A 24,510-nucleotide genomic window follows, 5' to 3' on the forward strand; every position below is an offset into this window, starting at 1 on the left:
CAAAAAATGATGAGGCTATTGTCGTCTACCCACTGGATCGTTCAACCGATCATTTGCTTAACCGATCGGTGTTAGCCCATTTGGGCGGATTTCTCAGGACACAGGGTTGAACGCCCGTGCCTCACGCTGCTGCGTTCACGTCATGCGCGAAGTGCGGCAGGCAATTAGAAACGGTAGCCTACGCCCACGTTCCAGCTGCCTACGTCAACGCTACGGATACGGCTCTGCTCGTAACCGACATCAAAAGCAACGTTCTGAACCGGGTTGAACTGCAGACCAGCACCGTAGACGAAGCCGGCATCGCTGGAGCTACCGTTGGAAGAACCGTCAGTTTCGTTGAAAGTGAACTTGCCTGCGCTCACGCCAACCAGACCGTAGATGCTCGCCCAGTCATTGAAACGGAAAGACGGACCAGCGCTGAAACCGTAGTACTGCGCTTTATTGTAAACGCCGTCGGTAGTCTGGCTGTCTTGCAGGTAGGTGAAAGAACCCACCACGCCAAACTGGTTGTCGAACTCATAACGGTACTTCAGGTTGAAGCCCGGCAGTTTGTTCATTTGACTCTGAGCATCGCCCTGAGCATAACCAAGAGATACAGTGCTTTCACCAGCCACTGCGGAACCTGCGCTTACAGCCAGAACACAAGCTAAAGCGGAAAGACACGCGATTTTTTTCATAATATGCCTCGAATTATCTTACGAAAGAAGATTTAAGCGAGGCAAATATAACAAAAAATTAGGGCACATGCCGCCTGGTTATTATTTTTCAATTAGGTCAAACATGTAACAATATTTTTCAAAATCAAATTAACGCATTGTTTTAAAAGTAAAAATAAAGTTCACTTCGACATGAAAAAATAAATAACCCCTGCCGCGCCGATGCGGAGTTTTCTTAATTTTTTGATTAATTTTCAGGCTGATTTTATATCAAAAAAAAGATTTTCAAATTGAGAGTAAATTAAGGTCAATAAGAGTAAACTAACCCCGAATAATTTGTTCATTTATTGCCTGCTTTTTTCTGCTTGTCTCTCTGAATGTTAAGGCCCTGCAATGACCTTGATTCCCGCATTAAGAAACTCCGTACTGCTGCCGGTATTACTGATTGTGATCGCGATGTTGTCCATCCAGACCGGTGCCACGCTGGCTAAACGGGTCTTTCCGCTGGTCGGCGCATCGGGCATGACGGCGTTACGCCTGGCAATCGGTTCGCTGATTCTGTTGGTGGTGTTCAGGCCCTGGCGATTACGCTTCGGTTCAGAAAGACTGCCGTTGCTGGTGTATGGCATCACCCTGGGCGGCATGAACTATCTGTTTTATCTGGCGTTGCGTACCGTCCCTCTCGGCATTGTGGTGGCGCTGGAATTCACCGGGCCGCTGGCGGTGGCGATTCTCGCTTCACGCCGTTTGCCGGACTTTATCTGGGTAGTGCTGGCCGCCGCCGGGCTGTGGCTGCTGTTGCCGCTCGGGCAACACATCGACAATGTCGATTTCGTCGGCGCCGCCTGTGCGGTTGGTGCCGGTGCTTGCTGGGCCGGTTATATTCTGTTCGGCCAAAAGGCCGGCGCCAACCACGGTGCCGGAACGGTAGCAATGGGCTCGCTGATCGCCGCGCTGGTATACTGCCCGGTCGGTTTACTGTTTTCCGACGTCAACACCCTGTTTTCCCTCGATGTCTTACCTATCGGTATTGCCGTCGCCTTGCTGTCCACGGCTCTGCCGTACACATTGGAGATGCTGGCGTTGACCCGGCTGCCGACACGAACGTTCAGTACGTTGATGAGTCTGGAGCCTGCCGTAGCGGCAATGTCCGGCATTCTCTTTCTCAATGAACACCTGACGCTCACCCAATGGCTGGCGCTGGCGTTTATTATCATGGCTTCGCTGGGCACCACGCTTAGCGTAAAAAAGCGCGCCGAACCCGTCGTTTCCTAAATAAACGCCAGGTTCATCGCCACGTTTTCCAAAACGTCGTTATTACGCTCGGGAAATATCATCAATTGCCGCGCTATCGGCGTCTATTCCTGTAATAGACCGAACTAAGCATCCTCTGCTCATACCGGCTGATATAATTCGTTTCGTTGACAACCAGAATCATCATCAGTCATGACAGCCATTAAAAGAGGATAATACTATGCGTACAGCCAAACTGGTAAAAGCCGCATCCGCCGGTCTTATTTTCACCCGTAACGATCTGGACGATAACGTTAAAGCCTCGACCATCGCCCTGCTCAATCAGCTGGTCGTGGACTTTACCGATCTGTCGCTGATCACCAAACAAGCACACTGGAACATGCGTGGGGCCAACTTCATCGCCGTCCATGAAATGCTGGATACCTTCCGCACCTCGCTGATTACGCATCTGGACACCTTCGCCGAGCGCGTGGTGCAGTTGGGCGGCGTGGCAACCGGCACGGTTCAGGTTGTGCATGAGAAGACCGCGTTGGGGAGCTACCCGCTGGCGATCCACAGCGTGCAAGACCACCTGAAAGCACTGGCGGATCGCTATGCCGTCATCGCCAATACCGTGCGCAAAGCCATCAGCCAGGCGCAGGACGAAGATACCGCAGATATGCTCACCGCCGCGTCCCGCGATCTGGATCAGTACCTGTGGTTTATCGAAGCCAATATCGAATAATTGATCAATGATGACCGGCGGCCAGCCCGCCGGATTTCTTCACGTATTTACGGCAATTCGCCCCTTTAGCCCATTTCATCCATGCCGTTTCCCGCCGATAAACCCACCGTTGCAGAAATGAAATAATATGCACTTTTTTTGCATCACCACGCAGTTTGCTGGTATGTGCGCCGAAAAATGTACAAAAAATTAGCGCTTGTTAGCAATATTGCCTTTCGGACGTAATCAACGGTTGTGTCCCCTGCACAATTCAGTTATTCATAGCAGCGCTTTCCATAGGCGTTTCTGATGGAAGCACCATAATAAATTAGCGGGTCTACCCGTCCTGTTTTGGCAACGACTCCCCCTGTTTTCTCCACCGCACTCTGAACGGCAGTACGGCGGGCGATCACAACCGATGTCAGGTCATCGGCCTCATGCCTGTATGCCAGAGGTTGACACAGCACATCCGCAAGGTGCGGTAAGACAGTGGAATATATAACCAACGAGAGGAAGGACGTTTTGATGAAATCATTATTTAAAGCTTCACTGGCCGCACTTGCGCTGGCCTTTAGCCTGTCCGGTCAGGCAGCTGAGAAACCGCTGATCGTCGCGACCGATACGGCATTCGTACCGTTTGAATTCAAACAAGGCGATAAATACGTCGGTTTCGACATCGACCTGTGGGATGCCATCGCCAAGCAATTGAACCTGACCTACACCCTGAAACCGATGGATTTCAGCGGTATCATCCCGGCGCTGCAAACCCGTAATGTGGACCTGGCTCTGGCCGGCATCACCATTACCGAAGAGCGCAAACGCGCAATCGATTTCTCTGACGGCTACTACAGCAGCGGCTTGCTGGTGATGGTGCGTGCGGATAATCAGGATGTTAAAGGCGAGCAGGATCTGGCGGGCAAAGTCGTGGCGGTGAAGAGCGGTACAGGTTCGGTCGATTACGCCAAAGCCAACATCAAAACCAAAGAACTGCGTCAGTTCCCCAACATCGACAACGCTTATCTGGAACTGGGCACCAATCGCGCCGACGCGGTGCTGCACGATACGCCGAACATTCTCTATTTCATCAAAACCGCCGGCAACGGCAAATTCAAAGCCGTCGGCGACTCCATCAAAGCGCAACAGTATGGCATCGCGTTCCCGAAAGGCAGCGACGATCTGCGCAACAAGGTGAACGGCGCGCTGAAAACCCTGCGCGACAACGGCACCTACGCCGCCCTCTACCAAAAATGGTTCGGCACCGAACCGAAATAATGAGTTGAATAAAAAATAACGACCTGGCGATGACTTACGGTGCCGACGGCAAAGCCGTGCGGCACCGTGTTATTGCGGCGTTATACGTTGCTGGAGAATGTTCATGCAGTTTGACTGGAGTGCCATCTGGCCATCGATTCCCCTGTTGCTGGAAGGGGCTCAAATGACCCTGCTGATTTCCGTGCTGGGTTTGTTGGGTGGCCTAATCATTGGCGTACTGGCGGGATTCGCCCGTGTTTACGGCGGCGGGTTGTCCAACCGTATCGCGCTGGTATTTATCGAAATCATCCGTGGCACGCCGATCGTCGTGCAAGTGATGTTTATCTATTTCGCGCTGCCGATGCTGTTGACATCGGTACGTATCGACCCATTCAGCGCCGCCGTGGTCACGATAATGATCAACTCGGGCGCCTATATCGCCGAGATTACCCGCGGCTCGGTGTTGTCTATCCATAAAGGTTTTACCGAAGCCGGCCTGGCGCTGGGGCTGTCACGTCGCGACACGCTGCGTCATGTTATCGCGCCGCTGGCGTTGCGCCGCATGTTGCCGCCGCTGGGTAACCAATGGATTATCAGCATCAAAGACACCTCGCTATTCATCGTCATCGGCGTTGCGGAGCTGACCCGCCAGGGGCAGGAAATCATTGCCGGTAACTTCCGCGCGTTGGAAATCTGGAGTGCGGTGGCCGTGATCTATCTGGTGATCACGCTGGCATTGAGTATGGTTTTACGCTGGCTGGAAAGAAGACTGAAAATTATATGATTGAATTTAAAAACGTATCGAAACACTACGGCCAGACGCAAGTGCTGCACGATATCAACCTGAACATCAATCAGGGCGAAGTGGTGGTGATTATCGGGCCGTCCGGCTCCGGTAAATCCACCCTGCTGCGTTGCATCAACAAGCTGGAAGAGATTACCAGCGGCGAGCTGGTGGTAGACGGCCTGACCGTCAACGATCCGAAAGTGGATGAGCGTCTGATCCGTCAGGAAGCCGGCATGGTGTTCCAGCAGTTCTACCTGTTCCCGCACCTGACGGCGCTGGAAAACGTGGCTTTCGGCCCGATTCGCGTACGCGGCGCCAGCAAAGCCGACGCGGAGAAGCTGGCGCGTGAGCTGTTGGGCAAAGTGGGTCTGGCGGAACGCGCCCACCACTACCCGTCAGAACTTTCCGGCGGTCAGCAACAGCGGGTGGCGATCGCCCGTGCGCTGGCGGTCAAACCGAAGCTAATGCTGTTTGACGAACCCACCTCGGCGCTGGACCCGGAATTGCGTCACGAAGTCCTGAACGTGATGAAAGATCTGGCCGAAGAAGGCATGACCATGGTCATCGTAACCCACGAGGTGGGCTTTGCTCAGAAAGTGGCCTCACGCCTGATCTTCATCGATAAAGGCCGGATTGCCGAAGACGGTCACCCGGATGCGTTGATTTCGAACCCGCCCAGCGATCGTCTGCGCGAATTCCTGCAACACGTATCCTGATAGCACATTGACGGCGGCTCTGAACGGGCTGCCGTCCACGTTGGCGTTGACACGATGCTGATCCCCTGGCCGCCCGATTCCTTATGCCGAACCTCACTCACCGGGATACGGACATTCACCGGGATACGAACATTAACCTAGATACGAACATTCAACCGAGATACGAACATTCCGGAAATCAATCCAATAGATTTGGCATTTTCTACTGATTGCTATACGCTGCCCGAAGCCGTTACCCATCATTATTAATATCACCTTTAAATCAACACGTTATCAGTTCACCAGGATGTACGCATGAAAACTACCCGTTCTCGCCTTTCCCGACGCCGACTCAGCGCCCTGATGGGCGGATTGCTGTTCAGCGCATACGGGTTCGCTGACGACGCCCACCCCGCCATCGACACACAACGCTGCGCCGGCTCGGTTGCCTCAGCCAGCCTCATGGCCGTCGAGAAGGACTCTCAGGAGCTGTCTTATCCAAAGATGAATGGCCTGTACCAGCGGCCGGCGGCAACCGGCGTCACGTTGGTCGGCGACAATGACGGCGAAGCCAATAAATACGTCGAGCCGATTAAAGGCGCAAAGGAAGGGAAATACCTGCTGTTACACGCCGGCGAGCACCTGACGCTCACCGGTCAGGGCTACTTCCTGATGCACTGGGAGCTAAACTATTTTAACCGCGGCGGCACCTTGTTGGCGGAAAATGCACCGCTGGTAACGGCCTCGCAAGGCATCATCAAAAAAGTGGCGTTAACCGATCGCTACGCACCGGATTACCGCCTTGACGGCACGCCCGGCCGCTCCGGCGTCTGGAACGCCGGCACCCAAACCAGCACCGGCAACCCGCTGGTTCCCTTTACCGTCGGCGCACCCGCCGGCAACGGCGAAGTGATGCCCAGCCTATGGCTCAATGAAATTTTCTATCTGGACGGCACCGCGACCTTAACGCAGCGCGAAGGTACGGTGGATTACGACATCAGCATCACCCCGCTGACATTGACCGACGTCAACAGCCGACTGGCGGCGACCCGCCATCGCATCAACGCCGCCACACTGCGTGACGGGGTATCGCTGGACCCGTATACCGGCGACGATAAACCACCGTCGTCTCCCGATAGCCTGACGGCCGGGGTCGTCTCAAGTTCAGTGGTGCAACTGGACTGGAACGACTGTTCGGATAACGAGCGTGGCTTTATCGTGGAGTACTCTTATGCCGGAACCTTCGGCGAAGGCGCCTATGACACCACACCCCGCGCCTATGAAGCCGGTGGCGCCTACACCAGCGCCGAATCGCTGGGGCCGGGCGCGACGTCCGTCGAAGTAGGCACGCTGGCCCCCGGCACAACGTATGCGTTCCGGGTAAAAGCCTACAATCAGGCCGGCGACTCCGCCTACTCCAACGTGGTCACCGTCACCACGCCGCCCGCCGCCCCGCTCAGCGCCAACTGGACACAACAGGATATCGGCAAAGCCGCCGCCTCCGGTACAGCCAGCGAAGATCAGGACGTGATAGCGCTGGAAGCGCAGAATGGCGACATGTGGGCCGCCGGCGACAGCGTAAGTTTCGTCTATCAGAAACTGAAAGGCGACGGCAGTATTACCGCGCGCCTGATCGACCTGCGCTACAGCGATCCTTACGCCAAAGCCGGCGTGATGATGCGCAACACCCTCTCCGAAGGCAGCGCTTACATGCTGACCGGCTATATCGCCTCTTCCGGCCCGATGTCGCAATGGCGCAGCAAAGAAGCCAGCGCCACCGGCAGCCGCGGAGCGTTCGCCAAATCCGAGCACGGCAGTCAACCCACCTGGTTACGGCTAACCCGCGACGGCAACGCCTTTATCTCCGAGGTGTCCAACGACGGGCAGAGCTGGACCACGCTCAATAAGACCATCAATCAAAATATGAACGATACGCTGTATGTCGGGCTGGCGCTTTCATCGCACAACAACAGCCACGGCAAAGTCAGTTTTGATAACGTCGGTATTACGCGTTAATCGCATCGGTTGCGGTTTGGTATGCGCAAAACGGTTTGGTTGCGCAAAAAAAAGAGAGGCGCAAGCTTCGCCTCTCTTCGAGCCTCTCTTAATAGGCTCTTTTACTTGCCATGATTTCCCCCTTTTCAGGGGGAATCATCTTTATTTCTTCATTTCTTCGCCGCGGCCACCGCATCATGCAGGTTCAGGCGTTGCCAGAAATTGGCGTCCGGCCCGCCAGAAGACAACGGGTAGCCGTCGGCAACCGCGGTTTTCGCCATCAACGCCCGGCGCTGGGCGGCGCTTAACTGCGGCAACGGCCCTTCCAGCAGAACTTCCGCCCCTTCCGGCACGTTGACCGGTTGGGCTTTCACCTTCGCCATCGGCAAATTGTAGGTCATGGTGTAACGGTAGAACGACTTCATCGCCGGGTCGGTGTAAGGATCGTTTTTACCCTGCGGTTTGGCGCATTCGGCCAGCGTGGTGCCGCACGCTTTCTCCAGCGCAGTGCGCAACTGGGTTTTGGCTTCGTTGAACAATACACGGTATTTCGGGTCATTCAGGAAATGCGCTACGCTACGCTGCGCCGTCATGCGCCCGCCGATAACATCCAGCGGGAAATGCACGCCCAATACCTGACGGGAGTAGCCGTAAGTCGCGGCGCGGTCGAGAAGCGGCACAAAGCGTTCCGGCAGCATCTGCGCCAGCAACAACGCATCGTTATAGCCGCCGTTGGTATGGCCGCTGGGGAACGAACCGCCTGACGCCGTGTAACGGGCGTTGTCTGCGACAACGGCGGTATCCGGCACCAGATGAATGCTATTACCCGGTTGTCTGAACGGGCGTGGGTAGTCAAAGGCGTTTTTCGCCGCGGAGGTACTGACGTTGGTGGCCTTGATCAGCGCGGCGGCTTTTCCTATCTCACCTTTTTGATAAACATCGAGAAACGCCTTGCCCAGCTTCGGCCCCAGCGCCTCCGCCAGGGCATACAGATAACGGGTATTTTCCGCATCAATCAGCGCTTTTTGGCGCAACGCCAACGTCGACTCCAGATTGATGCGTTCCACCGTCGCCAGGTTTTTCTCCAACACCGCCGTGGGCAAAGTTCTGAACCCTTCCAGCAGTTTCACGCTGGCTTGCTGCTGGTCTTTCGGGTTGAACACATAACCGGTCGCTTTCAGCCATTTCATGTCGCCCTGCGGTTCACCCTGATCCGGCGCTTTATCCAGTACTGCGCGAGTCAGCTTCGGCGCGGTTCCCTGCAAGGCTTTTTGCAGGTATTGCTGCACCTGTTGCTGCATTTCAATCACCGGGGCGCTATTGCTGGCCTCGGTGGTGGTTTGCAGCACGCTGATTTGCGGCAGTTGGGAATCGCTACGGGATGCAGCCTGCGTCTGGGCTGCCGTCAGCGAGCACACCACTGCCATAAACACGTAAGAATAGCGCATGATATGTCCTTTTTATTGTCACGGATTATCGTCAAAGATAAGAAACCGCATCAGCCTAAGCGTTGCTGATGACAGTTCGGTGAAACTTTTTTAATAACAGGCACTTTCATTCATTGCGGATACCGCCAGACCAGTATAGGCGCGGGTTCCCCCCGGCGCGAGAGAGCCGAGCCGGTTTAGCGATACAAAAGAGTGATGGAGTTCAAAAAGCAAGCATGGCAACAGTAAACGCCGCGGCACCGCCACGGCGTTGCGCACTCAAGCATGAAGCGGATAGCTATCCTCAATGGCACGGGCGAATGCCTGGCACATGGCGTCATCGCCGTCTTGATTGTCCGCCAGCACCGTACCGCCATCCACCACCTGGATATGGGCATTAAGCGAGAAATCCGCCGCCGGTTGCGGACGCGCCATCGCCGCGGCAATGGCGGCCTGCGCCTGCTGCCAGGCTTCGTCTACCGTCAGGTTGCACTCATGCGCCAGATAGTCCGGATTGAACCCTTCGCCGGTCAGGCTGCGTAACGTTTCATCGTGGCTCAGGCTGTTGCCCGGCTGCCAGTAGTGACGCGTCAGGTCCGGGCCAATCGCCGGGTTATCCGTCAGATAACCGTCGCGTTGCAGGAAGAAATGCCGCGTTTGCTCTACTGCCATCAGCGCCAGCAGATACCCCTGATACGAACAGGCCGACTCCATCGACAGCAAATGCGGGATCGCCATCGTCGGGCGCGGGCTGCCATTGATGCCGAGAATACGCTGCTCAATATCACGCGCCAGTTGCAAAATCGCCTCTGGCGTACGCGCATCGTCATCCATGCAGTACAGTTGCCATTCGAAATACGGCACCAGCAAAATATGGCGTTCGTTGAAGGCCCGCATCGGTTGACGTGCGCGAATATCGGCCTGAATCAGCGCATCGGGCACCGGCTCGCCCTGCGCGTTATGCGCATAGCGTTTGAGCCAGTCGGCATCCTGCAACAGGCTATCGCAGAACATCGATTGGGTTTCGGCGTAGGCCATTGACGTCGGCGGGAACTCCTGCGCAAAGCAAGGCGCATTCTGGCGAATGTTGGCGAAATGCGCGGCGTGGCCGCCTTCATGAAACAGCGTGTTGATGCCGATAGCGCCGCTGCCGACCTGATCCGGCTGCGCCAGGCTGGTAAAATTGATGCGCGCCGGCAGCCACCGTCCCTGATCGACAAACGGCGGCACCGGCTGGTGCATAAAACCGTTTTCATATTTGCCTTTACGCACCAGCAGGTCGAGCTGCATCTGTGCGCCGCTGAAATCGATATGCAACCGTTTGAAGCTGTTGACCCAACGGGACAACGAGGCGGAAAACGGGAAATACGAATCCATCTGACGGGTGACATCGCCGGTACTGGCATAGCGCACATTCCACGGCTGTAACGCCGCCTCGCCCTTTTCCGCCGCCAGCTGACGCAGGCTACGCAGATTGGCCTCGCGGGTTTGTTCCTCGAAGCGATCGAGAATGGCGAATAATTGCTCCGGCGTCATCCGCTCGGTTTTATTCACCTTGTAATCAAAGTAATTGCGATAGCCCATCTGACGCGCAAAGCGATTGCGCAAACTGACCAGCGCCGGGAATCCGTGCGTCACCAGCCACTGTTCCAGCTCACGCAGCGCCTGCTGCGAGCTGCGTCGGTATTCCTCGTTATCATTGGTGGCCTGGTTGGTCAGCAACTCGCCCAGCGACGCGGAAACCCGCTCGCCCCGCTCATTAAGATGAGTCGGCTGGTAGGTTTTACGGCGGGAAAACAGGTCGTGTTCGGCGGCAATCAGCTCATCCATCAGCGCCTGTGCCTGCGGGTCTTCAATCACATTACAGTCAAAAAAGCGATACCAACCGCGCAAGCCGTGCAGCAAGGCGTCGCGCGCTTCGTCGGCAGGCGCCGCTTCCACCGTCGCAATATGTCGCCGCAATTCGGCCAGCCGGGAAGACTGCGAAATAAAACGTTTCCAGACGCTTTCCGCCTCCGCGAAACGGGAAGAGACGGTCTCGTCGCCGGTTCCCATATAACGTTGCCAGAAGAGATCCTCTTTGGTTTGATGCACCGCCAGATAGTCGCGGTTAAGGGCGTCAAAATACGCCTTGGCCTGTTGCATGTGGTTGTTCCCTATTGTTAATCGTTATGTTCAACCCAATCGTTTTCGTATTACCGAGACCGCTTGCTCCATGGAGGCAGCCTCACCGGTTCCCACCAGACAACACGCCAGTTGCAGCCGAATCGCCTGGGGTATCGGTTGTTCCCCCGCCAGGCACGCTTGCGTCCAGCGAGCCGTCGCCACCGCCTCTTTATCAGCAGGCAGGGTTGAACGATCGACGGTGATATCCTGACGCACCTGCAAAAGATCGTTACGCTGTTCACGGATGGAATAAATATCCGGGCAGCGCTGCGGGTTGGCGTAAACCTCGCCTTCGGTGCCGTGCATCAATAACGCACGGCCGCGGATGTCCTGAAAAAAGGTGCCGACTCGGCCGACATATTCCGGATGCGACACGCTTGCCAGTCGCAACGCGGCGTCTTCCCCAAAGGGCGTAGCCAGCTTGGCCAGCGTATGCGCGCTATTGCGCACCCCCATACGCCAGCGGAGGTCCAACTGACGTTCGATAGCCGGGCAGAGCAGCGACACCGGCATAAACACGACATCGCCCTGATCGAGTCTCTGCTGCGCCGTCTGTGCATCGCTGACCGGCGCAATGCCCAGTTCACGAAAAATCGCCTCGCTGGTCACGCGGGTTGGGTCGTTACTGACGCCATGCACCACCACCGGCAGCCCCAGTCGGTTCAGCAACAGCGCTAGCAATGGCGTCAGATTAGCTTGTTTACGTGCGCCGTTATAACTGGGGATCACCACCGGCATCGCTCTGCCGGCCGGCGCAGACAGGTGTAACGTTTGTTCGCGCATCGCCTGATAGAAACCGCGCATTTCGGCTTCGGACTCGCCTTTAATCCGAAATGCGATCAACAACCCGCCCAGCTCCAGCTCCGGCACCTGATCATTCAGGATGTGACCATACAACTGATACGCCGTGTCCTGGCTCAGATCGCGTGCATGATTTTTGCCGCGACCAACCTCTTTAATGATTCGGGTGTAATCCATAAATGTGCTCTCACGGGTAAGGCGACGGTTAAACGATTTTCATCGACCGGGCGCACAGACGGCGCCGGTCATGGCAAGACAACGCATTGGAAACATAGCATGAATTGGCCGCGGAGGAAGCGTGAAATCGCCGTTGCCGCTCCCGCAACCGACGCCGGCTAAACCGTCACAACTGACGGTTGATGCGGCTGATAACCCGACGACAAGCTACTTATCATCCGGCATCTCATCCGGCATCGCACGCTGTTCGATGGGAAATACGGGTAACGCAGCCAGTAACTGGGCGCCGTAGCCTTTAGTCAATAAACGACGGTCGTAGATGACGATTTCACCGAAACAGTCGTGACTGCGGATCAATCGGCCGACCTGCTGAATCAGGCTGAATGAGGCGCTCGGCAAGCTCTGCACCACAAACGGGTGACGCTTGAGGCTTTTCAGCCACTCACCCTCGGTGAGGACAAGCGGGCTGTCTATCGGCGGAAAGGCAATCTTATGGATATGCACCTGCGACAGCAATTCGCCTTTGAGATCCAGTCCTTCAGAGAAGGATTGCAGGCCGATCAGCACGCTGGTTTGCCCCTGTTGTACACGTTGGCGATGCAGCTCTACCAGCCGATAGCGCGGCTGATCGCCCTGCACCAGCAGCATCAGCCGCAGGTCGGGCACTTCGGTCAGAAACTGCTGCATCGCCCGTTGGCTGGCGAACAACATCAACATGCCTTTGTGGGCTTCTCGCTGTAGTTCAGCCCGGAAAAACCGCGCCATCTCGGCGATATGTTCCGCTTCCTGCGCGATCAGCGGTTCATGGCGCATTCGCGGGATCACCAGTTTACCTTGTTCACGGTGATTAAACGGTGAATCCAGCGCGATGAAGGTATCGCCCTCCTCTTCATCCAGCCCTGAGAGTTCCTTCAGACGGGAAAAGCTGTTGAGCGAACGCAATGTCGCCGAGGTGACCACCACATGCGACAGATTGCGCCACAGCAAGCGGTCCAGTTGGTCGCACACGCGAATACCCGCGCAGTGAAAGTAGAGATGCAACTGGTTGTCGCGCCGTTCCCGCAGCAGCCATTTCGACACCGGCGCATTAGAGGATTTCTCCAGCGCCGCCAGCCGCCATAACTTGCTTTGCGCCTCCCAGTAACCGTTCAGCCGGCTAATGCGTAGCATCGCCTGATGCAGCTTGACTACATCGTGTTTGCCGGTTTTTTCCGCCAAATCATTCAGCAGGTATTCCGCCAGCCCACGCAGGCTATCCGCCAGTTTGCATAGCCGATTGCAGCACTCGCGCATCTCCTCCGGCAGTTCCCCCATCGGAAAACGGTAATCGGCGTCCGGCTGGGCAGGCGGCAAAAACAGACTGCTCAGGCGCTCGAACAGTTGCAACTGCTCCCGTATTTCGCCGCAGTGCTCGCCCAGCCGGTCCGGCTGCATCAGCCGCGGCGGCGACTTGGGCGGGAACTGCGCCAGACACAGCCCTATCTGCTGAATCAGTTGATCCATCTGGTGCTGCACCGCACTGACCGTCACCTCACCGGACATCTCCAGCGCATCGCGCGCCACATCCGGCACGTGGTGGCCTTCGTCCAACACCAGCAGCATATTTTTCGCCTGCGGCAGCACCGAATCGCTTTCCATCGCCGCCATCACCAACGCGTGGTTGGTCACCACTACGTCGGCGTCTTCAATTTCCCGGCGGGCGAGGAAGAATGGGCATTCGCGGTAATAATGGCAGTTGCGGCCAAGACAATTGGCCTTGTCGGTACTGAGGCGTTGCCACAGCGCATCGTCGATCGACTCCTGGCAATGGTCACGCAGTCCGTCCCAGGCATAGCTTTGTAATGCCTGTTGCAACCGGGCGCTGGTGGTTTGGTCCTCGCGGCTGGACGGCAGGTGGTCATCCATAAACAGCATCAGATCGCCTTGCGCCGACGCGTCGGTCGCCATCGCCGCCAGATTGCGCGGGCACACATAGCGCCGACGACCAAACGCCGCAGTGAACTTCAGTTCAGGAATAAACTGGCGCAGCAACGGCAAATCTTTGTTGAAGATCTGATCCTGCAACGCCACGTTGGCGGTACTGATGACCAGCGTTTTCAGCTCTGCCCGGCCGACGGCAATACCGGGGATCATATAAGACAGGGTCTTACCCACGCCGGTCGGCGCTTCGATCACCAGATGACGCGGATAATCGCCTGCCAGCGCTTTCGCCACCTCGGCAATCATCTGGCGCTGTGGCGCACGGGAGACAAAATCGGGAATTTGCTGTTGCAGCGCTTTATACCATTCGCCAATCTGCTGCTTTAACGCGGGGGTCAGGGTCATGCCATCTCACTGTCGTTCAATCTGGCCGGTATTGTCCCACAGACCGGCGGCAACGTCAGTAGCCATAGTCGATAACCAAATTTGTGACACCGTCACATTTATCAACGCCGTAAACTTATCAACGACGTAACGGATTGACGCCGACACATGCGGCTGGCTTGTATCCGGTGGCGGAGGCTCTATAATCGCCGGAACGTAACCATTACCGGGACATAACGAAAGGATAACCGGATGAATATCAAAAAACTGGGGGTCGTCAGCCTGTTTGCGCTGTGCGCGTTAGGCGGCATCGGCGGCGTGATGCTGGTGGGGTATATCATTATCGTGCACGGCGGCTGACGCCACACCGGTTAGATCCGGCCGCCTGTTATAGCGCAGCCGGTTTTCCTGTCCAGCCCCTGGGATCATCATCTCAGGGGCCGCCGTTTTCTACCTCAAGTCAAAACAACAGGCGCTTACAGCAAGGTAAAGCTGCTGGTTTTCACGCGCTGGGAATCCAGCCCGATCATCACATCAAACTTGCCCGGCTCCGCCACCTGCTGCATCTGTGCGTTGTAGAACATCAAATCCTGCGGCGACAGGGTGAAAGTCAGCGTACGGCTTTCACCCGGCTGCAACATCACCTTCTGGAAGCCGCGCAGCTCTTTCACCGGACGGCTGATTGACGCCACCACATCATGCAGATACAGCTGTGCCACGGTTTCGCCGGCGCGTTTGCCGGTGTTGGTAATCGTCACCGATGCTTTAATGCTGCCGTTGCGCTTCATGGTCGGGCTGGAGAGTTTCACCTCCGACACATCGAAGGTGGTGTAGCTCAGACCGTAACCGAACGGATACAGCGGGCCGTTGGCTTCATCAAAATAATGCGAGGTGTACTTGTTGGGCGCTTCTGCCGAATACGGACGCCCCGTCGGCAAGTGGTTGTAGTACATCGGGATTTGCCCCACCGAGCGCGGGAAGGTCATCGGCAGCTTACCGGACGGGTTGTAATCGCCAAATAGCACATCGGCGATGGCGTTACCGCCTTCAGTACCGCTAAACCAGGTTTCCAGGATCGCGTTCGCCTGCTGATCTTCACGGCTCAGATCCAGCGGACGGCCGTTCATCATCACCAGCACCAGCGGTTTGCCGGTGGCTTTCAGTGCGGAAATCAGCGCTTTCTGTTCCGGCGGAATGGTAATTTTGGCACGGCTGGACGCTTCATGCGCCATCCCCTGGGATTCCCCTACCACCGCAACCACTACGTCGGATTTCTTCGCTACGTCTACCGCTTCGTCAATCATCGCCTGCGGCGAGCGCGGGTCAACCACGACAGACTCATCGTACTCGTTCAGGAATTTGAGCAACCCCGGATGATTGGTGACGTTCGAACCTTTGGCGTAATAAACGCGAGCGTTATACCCCACGGCTTTACGAATGCCTTCATACACGGTGACCGCCTGCGCCTTACGTCCGGCGGCAGACCAACTACCGATAATATCGCGCTGGCTGTCGGCCAGCGGCCCGACGACCGCAATAGTGCCGGATTTTTTCAGCGGCAGAATATCAAGGCGGTTTTTCAGCAACACCAGACTGCGGCGAGCCACGTCACGCGCTTCTTCGCGGTGCAGACGGCTTTCGGCGTTGGTATCCACCGGGTCGGAACCGGCCGGGCCGAGATGACGGTACGGATCCTCGAACAGGCCCATATCGTATTTCATGTTCAGCACCTGACGGCAGGCATCATCGATATCCTTCATGCTGACCAGCCCGCGTTTAACCAGATCCGGCAGATAGCGCACGAAATACTCGTCGCTCATGCTCATGCCGATGCCGGACTGCAGCGCAATACGCGAGGCATCGCTCGGGTCTGCCGCCACACCGTGCTTGATCATCTCTTTGATGGCGCCGTGATCACTGATAGTGATGCCTTTGAAGTGCCACTGGTCGCGCAGCACATCTTTCAGCAACCAACGGTTGGCGGTGGCCGGCACACCGTTGATAGAGTTGAGCGACGCCATAACGCCGTAGCTGCCTGCATCAATCGCCGCTTTGTACGGCGGCATGTAATCCTGGAACATGCGCTGCGGGCTCATATCGACGGTGTTGTAGTCGCGTCCGCCTTCCGCCGCGCCATACAGCGCATAGTGTTTCACGCTGGTCATCAGCGAATGGCGGCCGGTCAGGTCGTCGCCCTGAAAGCCTTTCACCATCACGCGGGCGATTTCGCTGGTCAGATAGGTATCTTCACCGAACCCTTCGGAGACACGGCCCCAGCGCGGATCGCGGGTGATATCCACCATCGGCGCCCAGGTCATGTTCAGGCCGTCTTCGGTGGCTTCATAAGCAGCAATTTTCGCCGACAGCTCGACGGCGCTCATGTCCCAACTGGAGGCTAACCCCAACCCGATCGGAAATACGGTACGCTGGCCGTGCACCACGTCATAGGCGAAAAACAACGGAATTTTCAGGCGGCTGAGTTGCATCACCTGATCCTGCATCACGCGGATATCCTGCCGGGTAACGGTGTTGAAAATCCCACCGACCTGACCGTTGTGGATCATCTCACGGATAGCGTGTTTCGGGTTATCCGGCCCGACGCTGATCAAACGAAGCTGGCCTATTTTTTCATCCAGCGTCATTTTCTTCATTAAATCGCTAACGAAAGCATCGCGTTGCTGCTGGGCGGGAGCCGCCTGTGGCGCGCTCTGATGCAGGGACGTTTGCGCCCAAAGCGGGCTACAGGCCAGGCCAACCGCGAGCGCCAGTGGAGTAAACCATTTCATTGTTATTGCAAGTTCCTTGTGCAGTTGCCGGTTAGGGAGCGACAACCTGCCCGATGATGTGATTGACAAGGCGGCTAATGTGCCACAAAACCGTCAGTGGAAAAATGGCTATCACACATTTTCCCGCTGACGGTGTGATACAGCACAAACGCCAGGAAAGCATCACACTGTATTCAGGCAATATTACGTTCAGGCGCTAGCGCCGCGCCCACCGGGACATTCTTTAACGCCACGGTCAGGAGGCGGTCGCACTCAGCGCCTTATCCAGCGCCCCGACCAGCCAGTCGATGTCATGCGCCTGAAACGCCAGCGTCGGGCGCAGTTTCAATACGTTACCGTGCGGGCCGGCCACCGAGGTCAACACACGTTGCTCGCGCAGATGCTCGATAACGTTCAGCGCACGTGTTTTGTCCGGCGTTTTGTGGTCGCGATCGCTAACCAACTCGAAACCGATAAACAGCCCGGCACCGCGCACATCGCCAACGCTGGCATGACGATCCGCCAGCCCGGCCAGTTCCTTCAACAGTTGAGCCCCCACTACTTTACTGTGCTCTTGCAGTTTCTCCTCACGAATCACCGTCAGCACCGCCTGTGCCGCCGCCATCGATACCGGGTTACCGCCAAAGGTATTGAAATAGGGAATCTCATCACTGAATGCCGCCAGTACTTCGGGTTTCGCCAGCAGCGCCGACACCGGAATACCGTTGCCCATCGGTTTTCCCATGGTGATGATATCCGGCACGATGCCGTGACGGGCAAAGCCCCAGAAGGCGTCGCCGGTGCGGGCAAAACCCGGTTGCACTTCATCGGCGATAAAAATGCCGCCGTTCGCATGTACTACGTCGATAGCGGCTTGCAGATAACCGGCCGGCCCCGGCAGCACGCCGTCGGAAGAGAAAATCGAGTCGGCGAGGAAACCGGCGAATTTGATGCCGTGCGCGGCCATGTCATCGATCTGTTGCTGGATTTGGTTGGCAAACCAGGCACCCAAATCCGGCGCATCGACACGATAACGATCCGGCGCCGGCACCAGTCGGGTGGTGGCGGCGATCGGCTGGCCGCTGCCCAGCGCCGGCGACGCGCCGGAGGTCAGCTCGCTGGTGCCGTGATACGCCTCGCGGGTGACGATAATCCCGGTGCCGCCGCTGTAAGCGCGCGCTACCCGAATCGCCAGATCGTTGGCTTCGGAACCGGTGCACATGTACATCGCCTTGGTGATGGCCGCTGGCACCAACGTCAGCAAGTCTTCGGTGTAATCCAGAATACGGTCGTGCAAATAACGGGTATGGGTGTTGAGCTGGCACATCTGTGCGTGTACCGCCTCAATCACCGCCGGGTGGCAATGGCCGATGCTGGCGACGTTGTTGTACACGTCCAGATACTGGTTGCCTGCCGCGTCCCACAGGTATTGCTTCTCACCGCGCACCAGATGCACCGGATTACGGTAGAAAAGCCGGTAAGAATCCCCCAGTACTCTGCCGCGTTTCTCGGTCAGCGTGCGGATGTCGTCGGTGAGTGCCGCGGCGTGTTCCGCCCGAAAGCTGTTGGTATCCATAATGGTTGAACGTGTCGCCATGATGACTCCAGATTGAAAGTAATATGCCCAACGCGTGATGGTCACCGGCTCTCCGGCGCCGCCTGATGAGCATTACCCTACACCAAAAGCAACAAAATGCACAAATACAAAAATACGCAATATAAATAAACGCTATCTCACACCAGACACACCCACTAAATGTGGCGACAGCCCACCACACCGCTCATCGCCTGCGGGTTTAAATACATTTTAAAAACAATAAATAGATAAGAAAGCACATTAAAATAACTTCCTGTCGGACCATTGCCAACACAGTGATACCTGTTATGCTTAAAAGCACAAAAATACACAACCGATGTCTATCATCCGCTGAACCGATCGTCCGTTGAACCTGATCGTCCGTCGCCTTGCCGTTATAATGGCGCGACCGTCACACTGACCGAGAGAATGCCTGTTAATGCTCGAAGAAACTCGCCTGCACCGCATCCGTTTGTTGTTGTCATCGTTAAATCGGGTCAGTACCGACCACATCATTCAACATCTGGGCGTGTCGCGGGAAACCGTACGGCGCGATGTGCTTAAGCTGGAAGCGCAAGGCGTGCTGCGCCGGGTACACGGCGGCGTCGTCTCGACCGGGGTGGAACCCGAGCCGCCGCTATCGGTACGCAACACCGTGCGGGAACAAGAGAAACTGGCGATCGCTCAACGGGCGGTACAGCACCTGAAAGCCGGTCAGACGCTGTTTATCGACGCCGGCAGCACCACGACCTTGCTGGCCGGCGAATTGCTTCGGCTTCCCGGCATGACCATCATCACCAACAGCCTGAACGTGGCGCTGAAACTCACCGGCGCCGAAACCGACGAGCACTCACCGCACGAGGTCATCCTGCTCGGCGGTCACATGGGGACGGCCGCACAAGCCACCAGCGGCGCACTGACGGTCACCGAAATCCAGCGCTATCGCGCCGATGTGGCCCTGCTGTCGCCGGTCGGCATCGCCAGCCAGTCCGGCGCCAGCAGCTTTTCCCATCATGAAGCGGCAATCGCCGGGGCGATGTCGCGCAACGCCAGACAACGCATCATGCTGGCGGATCACGGCAAGATTGGCATCACCAGCCGCGTTGTCTACGCGCCGCCAACCGATATCGACCTGTTGATTACCGACCATGCCAGCGGTAATCATGCCGACCTGCCGGCGCTACAGGCCGCGTGCGGGCAGGTACTGCTGGCCTGAGCCGGTCCCGCGGCGAATCAAACGATGCTATAGCGCTGATTCCGTGGTACATCTATACCCGTCATACCTCACGTTGCACGTGTGTTGGTGTGAAAATTCGGCCCATCGCTATATCTCCACGGAGGAAGACATGTATCAGTTGCACATCGCCAATAAAAACTATTCGTCCTGGTCGCTGCGCCCCTGGATCCTGCTGAAAGCACTGGATATCCCGTTTGAAGAAATCCTGACGCCGTTTGCATCCGCTCCGGTTCAAACCGCGTTCAAAGCCTTCTCGCCGACCGGCAAAGTGCCCTGTCTGGTCGATGGCGACATCACCGTCTGGGATTCGCTGTCCATCATCGAATATCTGGCGGAAGCACATCCGGCCGTGTGGCCGCAAGACAAGGCCGCCCGCGCCTGGGCTCGCAGCGCGGCGGCGGAAATGCATTCAGGCTTTAGCGCCTTGCGTAATCAATGTTCGATGAGCTGTGGCGTGCGGGTAACACTCCACACTCTCACCCCCGCGTTGCAGAGCGATATCGATCGGCTGAATCAATTGTGGCAGGAAGGCATACAGCGATTCGGCGGGCCGTTTCTGGCGGGAGCGCAGTTCAGCGCGGTAGATGCCTTTTTCGCCCCGGTGGTATTTCGGGCGCAGACCTACGGTCTGCCCTTGACTGGCGCGGCGGCGCATTATGTCAGCCACCTGCTGGCGCAACCGGCGATGCAACTCTGGTATCGGCAGGCGCTGGCGGAAACCTGGCGTGAGTCAGGGCATGAAGAGGACATTGCGGCGTCAGGCCGGATTATTCAAGACGAGCGGGCGGCGTCGTAACACCGCCCTATCCTGCCGTTATTCGTCCACCTCGGCGGTTACGCCAGCACGGCTATTATGCGGCTGGCGTGACGCCAGCGACTTCTGTTTCTTGTAGCTCAACGCCGCTTCCGGCACCGGGCTGACTTTGCCGGTTTCCAGCCAATTACGCAGACGGTTGGCATCGGCAAAATGGGTGAATTTGCCGAACGCATCCAGTACCACCAGCGACACCGGCCGCCCGTTGATCACCGTACGCATCACCAGACAGTGACCCGCCTGATTGGTAAACCCGGTCTTGGTCAGTTGGATGTTCCAGTCCTGGCGATAAATCAGATGATTGGTGTTACGAAACGGCAGGCTGTAGGACGGCTGAGTAAACACGGCGGTTTTCTCATGCGACGTACTGAGCTGGCCCAGCAGCGGATACTGTTTGGAAGCAATCAGCAATTTGGTCAGGTCACGCGCCGTCGAAACGTTGCTGGTTGACAGCCCGGTCGGCTCCACATAGCGGGTATGGGTCATCCCCAGCGCTTTGGCTTTGGCGTTCATCGCCGCGATAAACGCCTGATACCCGCCGCGATAGTGATGCGCCAGGCTGGCAGCCGCCCGGTTCTCCGACGACATCAACGCCAGCAACAGCATATCGTGACGACTGATCTCACTGCCCAGACGCACGCGTGAATACACCCCTTGCATCTCTTTGGTCTGGCTGATATCGACGGAGAGACGCTCATCCAGCGGCTGATTGGCATCCAGCACCACCATGGCGGTCATCAGCTTGGTCACCGAAGCAATCGGCACCACCACATCCGGATTGCTGGAATAAAGTACATCGTTATTACGTAAATCCACCACCATCGCGCTGCCGGAAGCGATCTCCTGGCGGGACGACGCAGGTTGCGTCACGGACGTTTTGGCGGCGGCCTGCGGTGCAAAGCACACCGGTGCAGAAAGCAACAACAGGCTTACAACGGAAAGCCGAAATTTTTTATTCATTATTCAATAGCTTAAACAGTGTACTGTTAACTGAAAAAAAGAACGACGCATTATAATGCGCCTCTGGATAGCGTGCACTCCGCCAGTCTCAAAAGCTTTGTGACAAAGTTTGACAACTGTTTACCCGGTATGACACGCCGTGTCGGCTCCGGCTTACCGTCGGCCCAGGATAACGGCGGCGCCCGCCGCCGGTTTCACGGCGCCCTCAGGCGCCGCACCGGCGGTCTCTTGCGCTACACCGTCTAATACCCGAGCAATTGCCGATAGGAGCGGGTTTCGATGCAGTCCATCTGTAACCCCAGCCGTAACGCACAGTCCTGGCAACGTTCACCCAGAATATCCAGTTCCGCTTCATCCTCCGTCATACAGGAGATTTCCACGAAATGCCCCAGCGACTCAATATAATCCAGCGTGATGTGAAACCGATCGAGAAAGTAGATACTGCGGGTTTTATTCACCTCGAAGATCGGCAGGAACCCCAGCGTTCTCAACATGCTGTCCGTCATATCGAATGATTCAACATTGACGGCTTCGCAGCGACCGGTACGCGGCCCTTTCACAATCCAGAGTTTGATCCCGGATGGCGCCATTCGCCGTAATAGCATACTGATATTTTGTCGCCCCAATTTCTTTTCCGCCGAATCATAATAAACATCGTGTTCCTTATTTTCGAATACGAATGATTCCGGGTGATGACTGAATAAACTTTCACGAAAGGCGATAATATCCTGAATACGAAATTTCAATTCAACTTCATATTTCCCTCTAAAATGCTCGTGCACGTTTTTTTCTCCGCTTATAGGCTCTCTCTGAGGCGTCTTTTATTTCGCGCATACACGCAAACGGAAAAGGCGTTCAGGCCATGTTATATTTGTGATTATAGCTATTATTATCATGCTAACTTATTACCGGCCGATCAGCCGCTCAGCGAATAGCCTTCGGCGATCCCACCAACGCCCGCACCATCACCTTGCGGGCCAACACGCGGATTGCACCAGCCGTCATTGGCATGGTGTGCTGAAATGAGCACTACAAACAACAGCACAGTGTGCGTTCACCATGCTAAAAAGAGAACGGATTTAAACATCTATCCCTTACCAAAAAACCAATTTTCCATTTTCCATCATGGTTGATTGGCAAAATAAATCTCATTTACTCAACGCCTGACTGCCGGGGCAGGCGGGTCATCATCACGAGAAAAACCAGCCGCTGTTTTTTTTAGCAATCCGGCTTAACCACGATACCCTTCATACCTCAGGTTACCGTTGTGCCGCTGCACCGTTCGTTTTTCTATTTCATGACTCATTATTACAAACTATTTTTTTCGTTAATCATGTATAGATACGAAAGCGTAATAATTCAATCCACTGACTGCCATTTTACTGCTCAGATGAGTACATTGTTGTAAATCTTCTTTTCATGAATGATTTTTACGAATAAACCGTCATCAATGCATAGGGAGTTGACCGACAACGCGCCAGCCGGGACGCCAAATCACCGACATGCGCTTCCAACTGGTGACCATCCGGGTCAAGAAAATAGAGAGAGTCGCCTTCACTGCGATTCACTTTCCATTCTGTTACCCCGGCATCTCGCAGACGCCGGCAAAATAATGGAAAATTATCGGCCGAAACACTGAACGCATAATGGGTATACCCGGCAGCGATATCGTCGCGCGCCGGCTCCAGCGACAGGCACAGCCATAGCCCCGGCAACGACAAGTAGGCGCCGGTAGCCCATTCCGCCTCCAGCCGTAGTCCCAACAAGCGATGATAGAACGCCAGACTGCACGGCAAGTCGCGCACCGATAACGTCAGATGATTGAGACCGGATAACATCAGCGGCGCACTCCTCTCTGAAAGGGCAAAACGTGATGTGGAACAACGCAATACGTATAGCGGCTTACAGAGTACGACGATGCCCGTGGCGCAGCAAGCGTTCCCTTAGCGGATGCCGTCGATCACCCGGGCAATATCGGCCGAGGTGGTCAGGGCGCGGACCCGGCTGAACAGATCGCTCGCCTCGTCATACTCCTTGCGCAGATAACCCAGCCATTGCTTGATGCGTGCTACATGATACAGGCCGGTGTCGCCCTGCTTTTCCAGCCGCACGTATTTCTGCAACAGTTGCACTACGTCCGGCCACGGCATACGCGCCTCGCGGTATTTGATCACCCGGCTCAGGTTGGGCACGTTGAGCGCGCCGCGGCCAATCATTACCGCGTCGCACCCGGTGGCGGCCATGCAATCCTGCGCGCTTTGCCAGTCCCATATTTCGCCGTTGGCGATAACGGGAATACGCAGACGCCGGCGGATCTCGCCAATCGCCGCCCAGTTGATGCGCTCCGCCCGATAACCATCCTCTTTGGTACGCCCGTGCACCACCAACTCGCTGGCTCCCGCCTGCGCTACCGCATCGGCAATCTCAAACTGGCGTTCGCCGGAATCCCAGCCCAGTCGCACTTTTACCGTCATCGGCAGCGATGACGGCACCGCCTCGCGCATCGCTTTGGCAGCCCGGTAGATCAAATCAGGGTCTTTAAGCAACGTGGCGCCGCCGCCGCTGCCGTTCACCATTTTCGACGGGCAACCACAGTTGAGATCAACGCCCCAGGACCCCAGCTCCACCGCCCGCGCCGCGTTTTCCGCCAGCCACTGTGGGTACTGGCCGAGCAGTTGTACCCGCACCCGGGTGCCGGACGGTGTACGGCTGCCGTGGCGCAACTCCGGGCACAGGCGATAAAACGCTTTTACCGGCAAACGGCTATCCACCACCCGCAAAAACTCGGTGATGCACAGATCGTAATCATTCACTTCGGTGAGCAATTCCCGTACCAGGGAATCCAGTACCCCTTCCATCGGGGCCAGTAAAACGCGCATAACTCGACTCATCGTAAAAAAGGCAGGTCATGGTACTGTCGGCGGGCGAAACTGTCGACGAGA

General features: G+C 56.4%; 20 protein-coding genes. 9 read left to right on the forward strand and 11 right to left on the reverse strand.

What is annotated here, in order from left to right; genetic code table 11:
* Nucleotides 1-164: 164 nt before the first annotated feature.
* Nucleotides 165-677 (reverse strand): outer membrane protein OmpX, encoded by a 513-nt coding sequence (gene ompX / locus FDP13_RS16845; protein WP_143839949.1) that lies wholly within the window; start codon nucleotides 675-677, stop codon nucleotides 165-167.
* A gap of 372 nt (nucleotides 678-1,049) precedes the next feature.
* On the opposite strand from ompX, the gene rhtA reads away from it, so the two are divergent.
* From rhtA to FDP13_RS16875, 6 genes are all read left to right on the forward strand, one after another.
* Nucleotides 1,050-1,931, forward strand: coding sequence for a threonine/homoserine exporter RhtA (gene rhtA, locus FDP13_RS16850; RefSeq protein WP_143839950.1), 882 nt, complete (start codon nucleotides 1,050-1,052; stop codon nucleotides 1,929-1,931).
* A 199-nt stretch (nucleotides 1,932-2,130) separates the two neighbouring features.
* The gene (gene dps / locus FDP13_RS16855) at nucleotides 2,131-2,634 is read left to right on the forward strand and encodes a DNA starvation/stationary phase protection protein Dps (protein ID WP_143839951.1); all 504 of its coding nucleotides are present in this window, start codon (nucleotides 2,131-2,133) and stop codon (nucleotides 2,632-2,634) included.
* Between the two features lie 504 nt (nucleotides 2,635-3,138).
* Nucleotides 3,139-3,885 (forward strand): glutamine ABC transporter substrate-binding protein GlnH, encoded by a 747-nt coding sequence (gene glnH / locus FDP13_RS16860; protein ID WP_033576959.1) that lies wholly within the window; start codon nucleotides 3,139-3,141, stop codon nucleotides 3,883-3,885.
* Between the two features lie 103 nt (nucleotides 3,886-3,988).
* A complete protein-coding gene (gene glnP, locus FDP13_RS16865) occupies nucleotides 3,989-4,648 on the forward strand; it encodes a glutamine ABC transporter permease GlnP (protein WP_012770191.1) in 660 nt (219 codons plus the stop codon).
* Entirely contained in the window at nucleotides 4,645-5,367 is a 723-nt protein-coding gene (gene glnQ, locus FDP13_RS16870) for a glutamine ABC transporter ATP-binding protein GlnQ (protein WP_012770192.1), read from the forward strand. Before glnP ends, glnQ begins: the two co-directional genes overlap by 4 nt.
* 294 nt (nucleotides 5,368-5,661) lie before the next feature.
* Nucleotides 5,662-7,362 carry a DUF1349 domain-containing protein gene (locus FDP13_RS16875; RefSeq protein ID WP_143839952.1) on the forward strand — a complete coding sequence of 567 codons (1,701 nt, stop codon included), beginning with the start codon at nucleotides 5,662-5,664 and terminating at the stop codon, nucleotides 7,360-7,362.
* Between the two features lie 149 nt (nucleotides 7,363-7,511).
* Here the strand turns inward: FDP13_RS16875 and FDP13_RS16880 are convergent, their stop codons facing one another.
* The 4 genes from FDP13_RS16880 to dinG all read right to left on the reverse strand — a co-directional run bounded on the left by FDP13_RS16880 (nucleotide 7,512) and on the right by dinG (nucleotide 14,237).
* Nucleotides 7,512-8,789 (reverse strand): phosphatase PAP2 family protein, encoded by a 1,278-nt coding sequence (locus FDP13_RS16880; RefSeq protein WP_143839953.1) that lies wholly within the window; start codon nucleotides 8,787-8,789, stop codon nucleotides 7,512-7,514.
* A gap of 258 nt (nucleotides 8,790-9,047) precedes the next feature.
* Nucleotides 9,048-10,913 carry a M3 family metallopeptidase gene (locus FDP13_RS16885; RefSeq protein ID WP_143839954.1) on the reverse strand — a complete coding sequence of 622 codons (1,866 nt, stop codon included), beginning with the start codon at nucleotides 10,911-10,913 and terminating at the stop codon, nucleotides 9,048-9,050.
* Between the two features lie 30 nt (nucleotides 10,914-10,943).
* Nucleotides 10,944-11,912 (reverse strand): DNA-binding protein YbiB, encoded by a 969-nt coding sequence (ybiB, locus tag FDP13_RS16890; RefSeq protein ID WP_033576955.1) that lies wholly within the window; start codon nucleotides 11,910-11,912, stop codon nucleotides 10,944-10,946.
* Nucleotides 11,913-12,119: 207 nt separating this feature from the next.
* Nucleotides 12,120-14,237: an ATP-dependent DNA helicase DinG gene (gene dinG / locus FDP13_RS16895; RefSeq protein ID WP_143839955.1), complete on the reverse strand. Its 2,118-nt coding sequence runs from the start codon at nucleotides 14,235-14,237 to the stop codon at nucleotides 12,120-12,122.
* Nucleotides 14,238-14,468: 231 nt separating this feature from the next.
* Here dinG and FDP13_RS21830 point away from each other — a divergent pair, with 231 nt between their 5' ends.
* Nucleotides 14,469-14,576: a membrane protein gene (locus FDP13_RS21830; RefSeq protein ID WP_012770198.1), complete on the forward strand. Its 108-nt coding sequence runs from the start codon at nucleotides 14,469-14,471 to the stop codon at nucleotides 14,574-14,576.
* Between the two features lie 116 nt (nucleotides 14,577-14,692).
* Here the strand turns inward: FDP13_RS21830 and bglX are convergent, their stop codons facing one another.
* Together bglX and FDP13_RS16905 are read right to left on the reverse strand one after the other, a co-directional pair.
* On the reverse strand, nucleotides 14,693-17,002 hold the full coding sequence (gene bglX / locus FDP13_RS16900; RefSeq protein ID WP_143839956.1) for a beta-glucosidase BglX: 2,310 nt from the start codon (nucleotides 17,000-17,002) through the stop codon (nucleotides 14,693-14,695).
* 235 nt (nucleotides 17,003-17,237) lie between these two features.
* Nucleotides 17,238-18,578 carry an aspartate aminotransferase family protein gene (locus FDP13_RS16905; protein WP_143839957.1) on the reverse strand — a complete coding sequence of 447 codons (1,341 nt, stop codon included), beginning with the start codon at nucleotides 18,576-18,578 and terminating at the stop codon, nucleotides 17,238-17,240.
* A 418-nt stretch (nucleotides 18,579-18,996) separates the two neighbouring features.
* Between FDP13_RS16905 and FDP13_RS16910 the strand changes: the two genes are divergently transcribed.
* Nucleotides 18,997-19,773 carry a DeoR/GlpR family DNA-binding transcription regulator gene (locus tag FDP13_RS16910; protein WP_143839958.1) on the forward strand — a complete coding sequence of 259 codons (777 nt, stop codon included), beginning with the start codon at nucleotides 18,997-18,999 and terminating at the stop codon, nucleotides 19,771-19,773.
* 130 nt (nucleotides 19,774-19,903) lie between these two features.
* Entirely contained in the window at nucleotides 19,904-20,590 is a 687-nt protein-coding gene (locus FDP13_RS16915) for a glutathione S-transferase family protein (protein WP_012770202.1), read from the forward strand.
* Nucleotides 20,591-20,608: 18 nt separating this feature from the next.
* Here the strand turns inward: FDP13_RS16915 and pbpG are convergent, their stop codons facing one another.
* From pbpG to dusC, 4 genes are all read right to left on the reverse strand, one after another.
* Nucleotides 20,609-21,568 carry a D-alanyl-D-alanine endopeptidase gene (gene pbpG / locus FDP13_RS16920; RefSeq protein WP_143839959.1) on the reverse strand — a complete coding sequence of 320 codons (960 nt, stop codon included), beginning with the start codon at nucleotides 21,566-21,568 and terminating at the stop codon, nucleotides 20,609-20,611.
* Between the two features lie 242 nt (nucleotides 21,569-21,810).
* Nucleotides 21,811-22,350: a class IV adenylate cyclase gene (gene cyaB / locus FDP13_RS16925; RefSeq protein WP_012770204.1), complete on the reverse strand. Its 540-nt coding sequence runs from the start codon at nucleotides 22,348-22,350 to the stop codon at nucleotides 21,811-21,813.
* Between the two features lie 648 nt (nucleotides 22,351-22,998).
* Nucleotides 22,999-23,406 carry a VOC family protein gene (locus FDP13_RS16930; RefSeq protein ID WP_143839960.1) on the reverse strand — a complete coding sequence of 136 codons (408 nt, stop codon included), beginning with the start codon at nucleotides 23,404-23,406 and terminating at the stop codon, nucleotides 22,999-23,001.
* Nucleotides 23,407-23,511: 105 nt separating this feature from the next.
* A complete protein-coding gene (dusC, locus tag FDP13_RS16935) occupies nucleotides 23,512-24,447 on the reverse strand; it encodes a tRNA dihydrouridine(16) synthase DusC (protein WP_143839961.1) in 936 nt (311 codons plus the stop codon).
* Nucleotides 24,448-24,510: the final 63 nt, after the last annotated feature.

The sequence above is a fragment of the Dickeya sp. ws52 genome (assembly GCF_007210685.1).
In the GTDB taxonomy this organism is placed as follows: Bacteria; Pseudomonadota; Gammaproteobacteria; order Enterobacterales; family Enterobacteriaceae; genus Dickeya; species Dickeya chrysanthemi.

Coding starts and splice junctions, on each gene's coding strand:
- FDP13_RS16910 (WP_143839958.1), top strand. CDS start 18,997: ATGCTCGAAGAAACTCGCCTGCACCGCATCCGTTTGTTGTTGTCATCG.
- bglX (WP_143839956.1), bottom strand. CDS start 17,002: ATGAAATGGTTTACTCCACTGGCGCTCGCGGTTGGCCTGGCCTGTAGC.
- FDP13_RS16905 (WP_143839957.1), bottom strand. CDS start 18,578: ATGGCGACACGTTCAACCATTATGGATACCAACAGCTTTCGGGCGGAA.
- rhtA (WP_143839950.1), top strand. CDS start 1,050: ATGACCTTGATTCCCGCATTAAGAAACTCCGTACTGCTGCCGGTATTA.
- glnP (WP_012770191.1), top strand. CDS start 3,989: ATGCAGTTTGACTGGAGTGCCATCTGGCCATCGATTCCCCTGTTGCTG.
- dusC (WP_143839961.1), bottom strand. CDS start 24,447: ATGCGCGTTTTACTGGCCCCGATGGAAGGGGTACTGGATTCCCTGGTA.
- FDP13_RS16930 (WP_143839960.1), bottom strand. CDS start 23,406: ATGTTATCCGGTCTCAATCATCTGACGTTATCGGTGCGCGACTTGCCG.
- glnH (WP_033576959.1), top strand. CDS start 3,139: ATGAAATCATTATTTAAAGCTTCACTGGCCGCACTTGCGCTGGCCTTT.
- FDP13_RS16915 (WP_012770202.1), top strand. CDS start 19,904: ATGTATCAGTTGCACATCGCCAATAAAAACTATTCGTCCTGGTCGCTG.
- dps (WP_143839951.1), top strand. CDS start 2,131: ATGCGTACAGCCAAACTGGTAAAAGCCGCATCCGCCGGTCTTATTTTC.
- FDP13_RS21830 (WP_012770198.1), top strand. CDS start 14,469: ATGAATATCAAAAAACTGGGGGTCGTCAGCCTGTTTGCGCTGTGCGCG.
- ompX (WP_143839949.1), bottom strand. CDS start 677: ATGAAAAAAATCGCGTGTCTTTCCGCTTTAGCTTGTGTTCTGGCTGTA.
- dinG (WP_143839955.1), bottom strand. CDS start 14,237: ATGACCCTGACCCCCGCGTTAAAGCAGCAGATTGGCGAATGGTATAAA.
- FDP13_RS16875 (WP_143839952.1), top strand. CDS start 5,662: ATGAAAACTACCCGTTCTCGCCTTTCCCGACGCCGACTCAGCGCCCTG.
- glnQ (WP_012770192.1), top strand. CDS start 4,645: ATGATTGAATTTAAAAACGTATCGAAACACTACGGCCAGACGCAAGTG.
- FDP13_RS16880 (WP_143839953.1), bottom strand. CDS start 8,789: ATGCGCTATTCTTACGTGTTTATGGCAGTGGTGTGCTCGCTGACGGCA.
- FDP13_RS16885 (WP_143839954.1), bottom strand. CDS start 10,913: ATGCAACAGGCCAAGGCGTATTTTGACGCCCTTAACCGCGACTATCTG.
- ybiB (WP_033576955.1), bottom strand. CDS start 11,912: ATGGATTACACCCGAATCATTAAAGAGGTTGGTCGCGGCAAAAATCAT.
- pbpG (WP_143839959.1), bottom strand. CDS start 21,568: ATGAATAAAAAATTTCGGCTTTCCGTTGTAAGCCTGTTGTTGCTTTCT.